Source organism: Actinomadura sp. SCN-SB (genome assembly GCF_043906805.1).
GTDB lineage: Bacteria > Actinomycetota > Actinomycetes > Streptosporangiales > Streptosporangiaceae > Spirillospora.
The window spans coordinates 20,111-30,429 of record NZ_JBIMPP010000086.1 but is presented as its reverse complement, the minus strand read 5'-3'; the positions used below and the strand labels follow the sequence as shown (position 1 = coordinate 30,429).

The 10,319-nt window shown below is 73.5% G+C and carries 11 protein-coding genes and 1 pseudogene; 6 read left to right on the top strand and 6 right to left on the bottom strand.

Annotated features, from left to right (window positions below):
• The 4 genes and pseudogenes from ACGWYJ_RS34780 to ACGWYJ_RS34765 form a co-directional block, all read right to left on the bottom strand.
• Window positions 1-640 (bottom strand): annotated as a pseudogene (locus tag ACGWYJ_RS34780) (metal-dependent phosphohydrolase); the annotation flags it as partial.
• Between the two features lie 222 nt (window positions 641-862).
• Window positions 863-1,786: an NAD-dependent epimerase/dehydratase family protein gene (locus ACGWYJ_RS34775; RefSeq protein ID WP_395110816.1), complete on the bottom strand. Its 924-nt coding sequence runs from the start codon at window positions 1,784-1,786 to the stop codon at window positions 863-865.
• Between the two features lie 85 nt (window positions 1,787-1,871).
• Window positions 1,872-2,171 carry a mycothiol system anti-sigma-R factor gene (gene rsrA, locus ACGWYJ_RS34770; protein ID WP_395110815.1) on the bottom strand — a complete coding sequence of 100 codons (300 nt, stop codon included), beginning with the start codon at window positions 2,169-2,171 and terminating at the stop codon, window positions 1,872-1,874.
• Between the two features lie 3 nt (window positions 2,172-2,174).
• Window positions 2,175-2,780 (bottom strand): sigma-70 family RNA polymerase sigma factor, encoded by a 606-nt coding sequence (locus ACGWYJ_RS34765; RefSeq protein ID WP_285696275.1) that lies wholly within the window; start codon window positions 2,778-2,780, stop codon window positions 2,175-2,177.
• 429 nt (window positions 2,781-3,209) lie between these two features.
• Here ACGWYJ_RS34765 and ACGWYJ_RS34760 point away from each other — a divergent pair, with 429 nt between their 5' ends.
• The gene (locus ACGWYJ_RS34760; protein WP_395110814.1) at window positions 3,210-4,124 is read left to right on the top strand and encodes a methyltransferase domain-containing protein; all 915 of its coding nucleotides are present in this window, start codon (window positions 3,210-3,212) and stop codon (window positions 4,122-4,124) included.
• A gap of 5 nt (window positions 4,125-4,129) precedes the next feature.
• On the opposite strand, the gene ACGWYJ_RS34755 is transcribed toward ACGWYJ_RS34760, so the two are convergent.
• Entirely contained in the window at window positions 4,130-4,462 is a 333-nt protein-coding gene (locus ACGWYJ_RS34755) for a TraR/DksA family transcriptional regulator (RefSeq protein WP_395110813.1), read from the bottom strand.
• Window positions 4,463-4,532: 70 nt separating this feature from the next.
• Window positions 4,533-5,357, bottom strand: a complete 825-nt coding sequence (locus ACGWYJ_RS34750) for an SOS response-associated peptidase (protein WP_395110812.1) — start codon at window positions 5,355-5,357, stop codon at window positions 4,533-4,535.
• A 111-nt stretch (window positions 5,358-5,468) separates the two neighbouring features.
• Here ACGWYJ_RS34750 and ACGWYJ_RS34745 point away from each other — a divergent pair, with 111 nt between their 5' ends.
• From ACGWYJ_RS34745 to rsgA, 5 genes are all read left to right on the top strand, one after another.
• Window positions 5,469-6,347, top strand: a complete 879-nt coding sequence (locus ACGWYJ_RS34745; RefSeq protein ID WP_395110811.1) for a DoxX family protein — start codon at window positions 5,469-5,471, stop codon at window positions 6,345-6,347.
• A 189-nt stretch (window positions 6,348-6,536) separates the two neighbouring features.
• Window positions 6,537-7,121 (top strand): sigma-70 family RNA polymerase sigma factor, encoded by a 585-nt coding sequence (locus ACGWYJ_RS34740; RefSeq protein WP_285696244.1) that lies wholly within the window; start codon window positions 6,537-6,539, stop codon window positions 7,119-7,121.
• Window positions 7,118-7,909: an anti-sigma factor family protein gene (locus tag ACGWYJ_RS34735; protein WP_395110810.1), complete on the top strand. Its 792-nt coding sequence runs from the start codon at window positions 7,118-7,120 to the stop codon at window positions 7,907-7,909. The genes ACGWYJ_RS34740 and ACGWYJ_RS34735 overlap by 4 nt, the downstream gene beginning before the upstream one ends.
• An 86-nt stretch (window positions 7,910-7,995) precedes the next feature.
• Window positions 7,996-9,303 carry a 3-phosphoshikimate 1-carboxyvinyltransferase gene (gene aroA / locus ACGWYJ_RS34730; RefSeq protein WP_395110809.1) on the top strand — a complete coding sequence of 436 codons (1,308 nt, stop codon included), beginning with the start codon at window positions 7,996-7,998 and terminating at the stop codon, window positions 9,301-9,303.
• Between the two features lie 2 nt (window positions 9,304-9,305).
• The gene (rsgA, locus tag ACGWYJ_RS34725; protein ID WP_395110818.1) at window positions 9,306-10,319 is read left to right on the top strand and encodes a ribosome small subunit-dependent GTPase A; all 1,014 of its coding nucleotides are present in this window, start codon (window positions 9,306-9,308) and stop codon (window positions 10,317-10,319) included.

The window sequence follows — 10,319 nt, the reverse complement described above, 5'->3', positions numbered from 1 at the left end:
TGAACAACGGCAGCAACACCAGCACCGCCGCGAACGGGCCGATCCCGACCCGGGACCACAGGCCCGCGATGAGCAGGCCGAACATGCCGTACCCCAGGCAGCCGAAGGCCAGCTGCCCGCTGGCGGTCAGCAGCTCGCGCACCGACGCCTGCCTGCTGAGCAGCAGCACCCCGGCCACCAGCAGCAGGTTGACCAGGACGAAGGTGACCAGGGCGCCGAGGAACGGGCCGATCACGTGCTCGACCCACCGGGCCTGCCCCGGCTCGAACCGCTGCCCGCCGAGCGCCTGGAAGACCACGCCGGACGTGTACCCGCACAGCGCGAACTGCGCGCCGTTGAACAGCCGCTTGACCGGCGCGAACAGCCGCTGCCCCGTGACGATGGCGCAGACCCCGAGCAGCGCGGCGCCGGCCGGGCCGAGCAGCACCACCGTGGCCAGGCTGGCGGCGAAGCTCAGCGAGACCCGGGCGCGCTCGACGCTGAGGAGGGCGGGCGCCGAGTCGCAGATGAGGAAGAGCACGGCCAGGACGGCGAGGGTGCGCCATTCCAGCCCCTCGTAGGACGCCGTCGCGATGAGCCCGGCCGCCAGTGCGACCACGCCGCAGATGTACGCCCAGGCAGCGAGAGGTAGTCCGCGCATGCCGCCCCCTCCGGGAGTCGACGTCCCCATTGCCGTCGCCGGGGGTCTCACCACCGGCCGCCGGACCGCCGCCGGGCCCGGGCACGCCTGCTGTTCCCGTCGTCGAATCGGCACAAGACTAACGCGAGGGGCACAGGCCACACAGGCAAGCGGAGAATCGTGAGCAAAGCGTGAACCGATCGCCACCAGGGGTGAACGCGGCGGATCGGCCGATCGCCCTGCTCAGGAGCGTGCCGCGCGCTCGCGTGCCCAGGCGACGGTCTCGGCCAGGCCCTCGGGCAGTCCCGTGCGGGGCGTCCAGCCGAGGTCCGCCGCCGTGGTGGACGGGTCGATCGCCATCGCGGGCAGGTCGCCGAGGCGGGGCGGGGCGAAGTCGGGCTCGTCCGGTGCCCCGGCGGCCGCGGCGACCAGGGTGTGCAGGTCGCGGTCGGTGGTCTGCAAGCCGGTGCCGACGTTGTACCGGCCGCCCCCGCCGCGCTCGCCGGTGGCGCGGGCGAAGGCGTCCACCACGTCCAGGACGTAGACGTAGTCGCGGGTCTGCTTGCCGTCCCCGAAGACGCGGGTGGGGCGCCCGGCCAGCAGCGCGTCGGTGAAGATCGAGATGACGCCCGCCTCGCCGTCCGGGGTCTGCCGCGGCCCGTACACGTTGGCCAGCGTCAGGATGGTGAAGTCCAGGCCGTGCAGCGCATGGTAGGCGCGGGTGTAGACCTCGCCGGTGACCTTGGACGCGGCATACGGAGAGGCGGGGCGCAGCTCGGCCCCGGCCGGGACGGGCAGCGCGTCGGGGACGCCGTAGACGGCGCAACTGGAGGTGAACACGACCTTGCGGGTGCCGGCGGCGCGCGCCGCCTCCAGGACGTTCACGGTGCCGATCACGTTGGTGCGGGCGTCGCCCAGCGGGTCCGCGACGCTGGCGCGCACGCTGACCTGGGCCGCCAGATGGCAGATCACCTCGGGCGGGCGCGCGGCGACCCTCTCCCTCAGCGCGGGGTCGGCCACGTCCATCCGCCAGAGCTCCACACCGGGACGGAGGTTGGCGCCCGAGGACAGGTCGTCCAGCCCGATCACCTCGTGACCGTCGGCGACCAGCCGGTCGGTGAGATGGGATCCGATGAAGCCGGCCGCGCCGGTCACGAGAACGCGCACGCACAGCACGATACCGACGCCCCGCGGGCACGCGGGCGCGCCGAGGGTCCGGACCCGGCCGGGGCCGGGGCCGGACGCGCGGCCGTCAGAGCTGGCCGGAGGACCGGCCCGCCGCCTCGGCCGACTTGATCTCGCCGCAGATCTCCTCGATCTTCCCCAGGACCTTGGCGCGCAGGTCCTCGGGTACCGGTTCGCAGCCGCAGCTCTTGCCCACCAGCTTCTTCACGGCCTCTTCGAGGTCGTACTCGCGCAGGCAGGGGCCGCACTCCTCCAGGTGCTGCCGCACCTCGCCGCAACCGCCCTGGTCGAGCTCGCCGTCCAGATACGTGTAGACGCGGGCCAGGACTTCCTCACACGGCGTCTCGTGGTGGTCGCCACAGCTCATGGCTCACTCACCCTTCCCGGTCGCCCGGGACAGGCCGCGCTCCCGGGCGTAGTCCTCAAGCATGCCGCGAAGCTGCCGCCGCCCGCGGTGCAAACGCGACATCACTGTCCCGATCGGCGTCCCCATGATCTCCGCGATCTCCTTGTAGGCGAATCCCTCGACGTCTGCGAGGTACACCGCGATCCGGAACTCCTCGGGCAGGTCCTGCAGGGCGCGCTTCACATCGGTGTCCGGCAGGTGCTCCAGCGCCTCGGCCTCGGCCGACTTCAGGCCGCTGGAGGTGTGCGACTCGGCGCGCGCGAGCTGCCAGTCCTCGATCTCCTCGGTGGCCGCCTGCTGCGGCTGCCGCTGGCGCTTGCGGTAGGAGTTGATGAAGGTGTTGGTCAGGATCCGGTAGAGCCACGCCTTCAGGTTCGTGCCCTCCTTGAACTGGTGGAAGGACGCGAACGCCTTGGCGAAGGTCTCCTGGACGAGATCCTCCGCGTCCGCCGGGTTGCGGGTCATCCGCAACGCGGCCGAGTACAGCTGGTCCAAGAACGGGAGCACGTCGCGCTGGAAGCGCTCCTGGCGCTGCTCCACGGTCTCCGTGGTGCTCGGTACCTGACCCACCTCCTCGGCTGTGGCGGCGCCGTCGGCGCCGTACCTCACAGACGATATCGGGCCGCGGCTCCTCATCACGCCGCCGGGCCGCGCGCCCTCGCCGCGCGACGGCGAGGCGGGCCCCCGTTGATCGGGCAAGGCGACGGACGAGGTCATGTGGTCGCACCTCCGCTGGAGCGAATGTTCTCGTGCCGCACGCCGGCCCGGCCATCACCTTCGTGGCCGCGAACCCCCGTTCCCCGTCGTGGTCCGGGGTGGTGCAGGGCGTTCAGACGCGCGCCGCGCGGGCTTTACGAGACGGTGCAACACCGGCGGGGTCCGTTCGATTCCCGGCGCGGGGACGAAGGTCATCTCATCCCGAACTGCACGGAGGGTGATGTCCAGCCTCCAAGGGGGAAGAAGTGAAATATACGGCGAGAACAGGAGCAACCGTTGCTCGTGCCGGCGCGACCTCCCGAGCCCTCCGTCGCCAGCCTGCGGGACACCCCGGGCGACGACGGCTCCCTTGCGCTCTACTGGAGGTTCTACTGGGCCGTCGCCGCGGCACAGCTCGCCCGCTGGCTGCCACGGCGCCCCTCACGCGTCCTCGACCTGGCGGGCGGGACGGTCCGCAGCGGCGCCCAGGCCGCGGCGGCCGGGCACCGCGTGATCGAGGTCGTGGACCCTCACCTGGGCCGCCATCGCCCCACCGCCCTCGCCCCCGACGGCAAGGCGGGCAACGGCGCCGCGGCCAACGGCGCCGGCCCGGCCGCCATCGGCAAGGTCCTTCCCGCGGGCTACGGACCGCCCCCCGCGCGGCCCGCCGCCGCGAGCGGGACGGCCGACGCCGCTGAGACCCGTGGGACGAACCGCCGCCGCGTGATCGCCGATTCGGGCTCCCTGCGCTTCCTGACCGACGCCTCGATCGACGCGGTCATCGCCGAGAACCGGGTGCTGTCCCGGCACCTGGTGACCGAGGCCGCGGTCGCCGAGATCGCCCGGGTGCTCCGGCCGGGCGGCCGGGTGCTGCTGTCGGTGGACTCGCTGACCCTCGGCATGGCGCTGCTGGCCGAGCAGAACTACTGGGCGCACCTGTCGGACGTGCCGAGCGCCGAGGTGCTCCTCGTCCCCTGGCCGGACGGCACCATCACCCGCTGCTTCTGGGCCGACCAGCTCCGCGAGCTGCTGACGGAGGCCGGTCTGGAGGTCGAGTGGATCCGCCCCCGCACCGTCCTGTCACCGTCCACCGTGGAGCACGTCCTGACGGCCTCTCCCCGCGCCCTGCCGAGGCTCGTGCGGACCGAGCTGAGCGCGCCGATGAACGACGACTCCCTGGGGGTCCACCTGCTGGCCAGCGCCCGCCGCCCGGCCTGAGCCGTTCACCTCATGGCCCTGTCGTACTTGGACTGGCAGGTCACGCAGCGCGCGGCGTCGGGGCGGGCCTCCAGGCGGCCGTGGGGCACCGGCTTGCCGCAGCCCAGGCACCGGCCGTAGGTGCCCGCGGCGATCCTGGCCAGCGCGGCGTCCACCGCCGCCCTGTGGCGCTGGAGGGAGCTCAGCGCCGCCTCCACGCGGTCGCCCTCGGTGAGGCCGGCCCCCGCGTCCGCGGCGGAGAGCTCGCGCCCGGGATGCTCGCCCTTGAGGATCGCGATCGAACGGTCCAGGTCGGCGAGCATGGCCTCAAGCCTGACGCGGGCGGTGGCGGTGTCCACGGTGCCGGAACTCCTTCCGGTACGCCCCGGGCAAGGGGCCTCGCCGTCCGGCCGCCGGAAGGACCGGCGGTCAGAACAGGGTGTCGGAGTGGTTGCCGGAACTATCCCCGTTTGTTGAGGGTTTTATGAGTTCTGGCCCGTTGTTTCTCACGTTGTTGACCGCCTTGGACACCGGATAGGCGTCCATCGTCCCGGCCATCGCGGGCACCAGCAGGCCGCGCACGGTCTCGGTGTCGGTGAGGGCCGGGTCCAGCCAGGCGTCCCAGCGCTCCCGTTCCACGATCATCGGCATCCGGTCATGGATCCTGCCCAGGTCGTCCGGGGCGTCGGTGGTGATCACGGTGCAGGTCCAGACCCACTCGCCGGTCTCGGGGTTCTTCCACAGCTCGTACAGTCCGGCCATGGCCATCACCCCGCCGTCCTTGGGACGGATGAAGAAGGGCTGCTTCTGCGGCTTCTTCTTGCCCTTGCCACCCTTCTGGTCCGGGTCGGCGGCCGGCTCGCCGCCCTGGTCCTGGACCGTGTACCACTCGAAGTAGCCGTCGGCGGGCAGCAGGCAGCGGCGCTTGGCGAAGGCCCGGCGGAACGACGCCTTCTCGTGCACCGTCTCCATCCGGGCATTGATCATCCGGCTGCCGATAGAGAGGTCCTTGGCCCAGGACGGCACCAGTCCCCAGCGCAGCGTCCGCAACTGCCGGACCGCCTCCTCCTCCCCGGCCGACTCCCCGGCCTGCTCCTTGGCGTCCTTCGGGACGCGGGTGAGGACCGCGGGCACCTGCTTGGTCGGGGCGACGTTGTAGTCGGGCTGCAGATCATTCTCGACGGCGTCGAGCTGCACCTGGAACTCGTCGAGCAGTTCCTGGCGCGCCCTGGCCGTGGCGTATCGACCGCACATGCCTCCATCCTGCCCCTTCCCCGCCGAAGCCGCCGCCCCACAGCGGATCGCGCGGTTCCGGGGCGGCGCCCGGCGGTGCTTGACATGAAAAGCGATGGGCATGTAGCCCGCATGCGACCCATCACGACCCTGGCCCGCCCCCTCGTGGCGGCGCCGTACATCATCACCGGGCTGGAAACCCTCCGCGACCCGGGCCGCCGCGCCGAGCAGGTGGGGCCCGCCGTCAAGCCGGTCGCCGACCGGGTGGAGTGGCTGCCCAAGGACCCCGAGACCCTGGTGCGCATCGAGGGCGCGATCAGCCTGGGCACCGGGATGCTGCTGCTGACCGGCCGGTTCAGCCGGTTGACCTCCCTGATGCTCGCCGCGCAACTGGTGCCGGCGGTGGCCACCGAGCACCGCTTCTGGACCGAGGACGACCCCGAGCGGCGGGACAACGAGCGCTCGCACCTGCTGAAGAACGCGAGCCTGCTGGGCGCTCTGCTGATGGTCGCGGCCGAGCCGCGCCGCGCGGCCCGCGCCGCCGACCTGCGGCTGGCCGTCAAGGAGGCGCGGACCAGGGCCGCCGCGCAGACCCGGGCCATGCGCCGGGAGCAGGCCGCCGAGCTCAGGAACGTCCGCCGCGAGGCCGCCCGCCGTGTCCGGGAGGCCCGCCGCCGTGGCACGCCGGGCGCCGCGACCGCCTCGCGCGCCGCCGTCAAGGCGGCCAAGGCGGGGGGCAAGGGCAGGACCGCCGGGATGGGCGGGGTCGTGAAGGTCGGCAAGGCCATGGCCATGGCGAAGGCCGCCGGCATCGGCCGGCGGGCCGCCATGAACACGATGACCGCGTCCGGACGCGGGAAGCGCCGCGGGCGGATGTCCGGCAGGGCCCCGGTCGCCCGGATCGCCAAGGTCGCCGGCCCCGCGGGCACGAAGGCGTCCGCCACCGGGATGAAGGCCGCGGCCATGGCCAGGGAACGCGGCCGCCAGGCCGCCAAGGCGCTCACCCACTGATCCGGCCGTCCAGGGACCACCCATCACACCGGACACGGCCGCCGCACGGATTCCAAAGAGAGCCTTAACAAAGCCTCAAGAGGATTGAACCGGGCCTGGATCGGGTCCGTACTGCCTGCTGACCGCCCCGTCATCCCCAGGGCTTACCCGGCCATCCGGGAACCCCCCGACCCATGGAGACGCCCGGCCATGGCAGCACCAGGAACGGCCGGGCGCGCGGCCGGCGGGCTGCGGAGCCTGATCCGCCGCCCCCGGCCGGCGTCCGAGACCGACGACGAACGGCTCATCGGCGAGCTGTACCGCGAGTACCACCGTCCCCTGCTCGCCTTCGTGCTGCGGCTGACGGCCGGGGACCGGCAGTGGGCCGAGGACGTCGTCCAGGAGACCATGATCCGTGCCTGGCGCAGCGCCGACCGGCTGGACGCCACGTCGGCCTCGCTGATGCCCTGGCTCGCGACCGTCTCCCGCCGTATCGTCATCGACCATCGGCGGTCCCGCGAGGTCCGGCCGCCGGAAGTGGGCGACGCGGCGCTGGAGAACCTTCCCATGGCGGACGAGATGGACGGACTGCTGCGCAAGGTGGTGGTCGCCGACGCGCTGCGCGCCCTGTCGGCCCCGCACCGGGAGGTGCTGACCGAGACGGTGCTGCGCGACCGGACGGTCAACCAGGCCGCCGAGGTCCTGGGCATCCCGGTCGGTACGGTGAAGTCCCGGGTCTACTACGCGCTGCGCGCCTTGCGGGTCGCGTTGGAGGAGAGAGGGGTGACGGCATGACGTCGCAGGTCGAGCACACCGATGTCGGCGCCTACGCCCTCGGCCTGCTCGAAGAGGACGACCGCAGGGCCTTCGAGGACCATCTGCGCGGGTGCGGGTCGTGCGCCGCGGAGCTGCACGAGATGACCGGGACGGCCCACGCGCTGGCAGGCATCAAGGACTTCACCGACGCCGTCGAGGACCCGCGGGCGGGAACGCCCCGCGCACCGGTCCCAGGGCCTCTCGGGGGACCGGCCGCCCCGGGGCCGGGCGGGCAGGAGGACGAGCCGCCCGGCCAGGTCATCGAGCTGATGCGGCAGCGCAGGCGGGCCGCGCGCCGCGCCCGCCGCGGCACGTACGTGATCGGCGCCGCCGCCGCGACCGTGCTGCTGGCGGCCGGTGTCACCATCGGCTCGGCGATCGGCGGCTCGGAGACGCCCGAGCCGGGCCACGGCCGGCACGGACCCGCCCAGGCCCTGGTCATCTGGGGTGAGCGGCATTCGGCGTCCGACGGCGTGACCGGCGCGTCCGGCGTCGTGGGGCTGGAGAGCAAGGGCTGGGGCACCCATGTCGGCCTGGAGCTGCGCGGGGTGCGCGGTCCGCTGCGGTGCCGCCTGGAGGCGGTGTCCACCACCGGGCAGCGGTCGGTGGTCACCGGCTGGGCCGTGCCGCCCAAGGGGTACGGCGTGCCCGGCTCCCAGGCGCCGCTGATCACCCATGGCGGGACGGCGATCCCGCGCGACCGGATCGACAGGTTCGAGGTCGTGATCGAGGGAACCGGCGACAGGCTGCTCACCATTCCCCTGTGACGTCCCCTGTGATGTCCTCTGTGATGTCCTCTGTGACTCCCCTTGTGATCCGCGTTCCGCCCCCGTCCGCCCGATAGCCTGGCGGCATGCCCTCGACTCACTGGTCCGCTCCGGTCGCGGACGCCCCGGTGGACGCCACCGTCGAGCTGCCCGGCTCCAAGTCCATGACCAACCGCGCGCTGGTCCTGGCGGCACTGGCCACCGGCCCGGGGACGATCGTCCGCCCGCTGCGCAGCCGCGACACGCTGCTGATGGCCGACGCGCTGCGCGGCATCGGGGTGGGGATCGTCGAGGAGCCCTCGGGTGAGTGGCGGGTGATGCCGCGTCCGCTCACCGGCCCCGCGCAGGTGGACGTGGGCCTGGCCGGCACGGTGATGCGGTTCTTCCCCCCGGTGGCGGCGCTGGCCAAGGGCCCGGTCGACATCGACGGCGACCCCCGGGCCAGGGAACGCCCGATGGGCCCGATCATCGGCGCGCTGCGCGATCTGGGCGTGGTCATCGACGACCAGGGACGGGACGCGCTGCCGTTCACGGTGCGCGGCACGGGCGCGGTGGCGGGCGGCACGGTGACGATCGACGCGTCCGGGTCCTCGCAGCTGGTGTCGGGGCTGCTGCTGGCCGCGCCCCGCTTCGCCAAGGGCGTGGAGGTGCGGCACGAGGGCCCGCCGGTGCCGTCGGCGCCGCATCTGGCCATGACGGTCGCGATGCTGCGCGAGTGCGGCGTGACCGTCGAGACCGGGGAGGACGTGTGGCAGGTGGCGCCCGGACCGATCCGGGCGCGCGACTGGGTCATCGAGCCGGACCTGTCCAACGCGGCGCAGTTCCTGGGGGCCGCGCTGGTGACCGGCGGGCGGGTCACGGTCCCCGGCTGGCCTGAGGACACCACGCAGCCCGGCGACGCGCTGCGCGGGCTGCTGGCCGCGATGGGCGCGCAGGTGAGCCTCGGCCCTGAGGGCCTGACCGTCCGCGGCACCGGGACGGTACGCGGGCTGGAGGCCGACCTGCACGAGGTCGGGGAGCTGACCCCCGTGCTGGCGGCGCTGGCGGCGCTGGCGGAGACCCCGTCCCGGCTGACCGGGATCGCGCACCTGCGCGGGCACGAGACCGACCGGCTGGCCGCGCTGGCCCGGGAGATCAACGGGCTGGGCGGGGACGTCACCGAGCTGCCGGACGGGCTGGAGATCCGGCCGCGCCCGCTGCGCGGCGGCCTGGTCCGGACCTACGACGACCACCGCATGGTGATGGCCGCCGCCGTGCTGGGGCTGGCCGTCCCCGGCGTGGAGGTCGAGAATGTCGCCACCGTCGGCAAGACGCTCCCGGGTTTCACCGGCCTGTGGAGCGACATGCTCTCGACGGCGTCACCGGAGCCGCCGGGGCCTGGGGGAAGGGGCTGACGCTGCCGCCACGCCGCGTAAGGGACTACGACGAGGACGACGTCCGGGTACGGCCGGGGCGCCGCGGGTCGCGCCCGCGCACCCGCCGCCGTCCCGCGCACGAGGACGCGGTCGGCGGGTTCGTGACCGCCGTGGACAGAGGCCGTTACCGCGTCCTGGTCGAGGAGGCGGAGGGCGGGACGCGCACGGTGACCGCGATGCGGGCCCGCGAGCTGGGCCGCAAGGGCGTGGTGGTGGGCGACCGGGTCGCGCTGGTCGGGGACACCTCCGGCGATCCCGACACGCTGGCCAGGATCGTGCGGGTGGAGCCGCGCACCTCCGCGCTGCGCCGCACCGCCGACGACACCGACCCGTTCGAACGGGTGATCGTGGCCAACGCCGACCAGCTCGTGATCGTCACGGCGCTGGCCGACCCCGAGCCGAGACCGCGGCTGATCGACCGCACGCTGGTCGCGGCGTACGACGCGGGCATGGACCCGCTGCTGTGCCTCACCAAGGCCGACCTCGCCCGTCCCGACGAGCTGCTCGCGGTGTACGCGCCTTTGGGCGTCCCGTACGTGGTGACGCGCCGCGGCGGCGACCTCCAGGAGCTGCGCGGGCATCTGGCCGGACGCACGAGCGTCATGGTCGGGCACTCGGGCGTGGGCAAGTCGACGCTGGTGAACGCCCTCGTACCGGATGCCGAGCGCGCGGTGAGCCAGGTCAACGCGGTCACCGGCCGCGGCAGGCACACCTCCTCGTCGGCGATCGCGCTGGAGCTGCCCGGCGGGGACGGCTGGATCATCGACACCCCGGGCGTGCGCAGCTTCGGCCTCGCCCATGTCGAGCCCGAGCGGGTGATCGAGGCGTTCGACGACCTGGCGCGGGGCGCGGCCGAGCGCTGCCCGCCGCACTGCGACCACCTCCAGGAGGGATGCGGCCTGGACGAGTGGGTGGCCGAGGGGCACGCCGGCAGGGCCCGGCTCGACTCCCTGCGGCGTCTGCTTTCCAGCCTCGAAGGCGGGGAGATGGAGTAA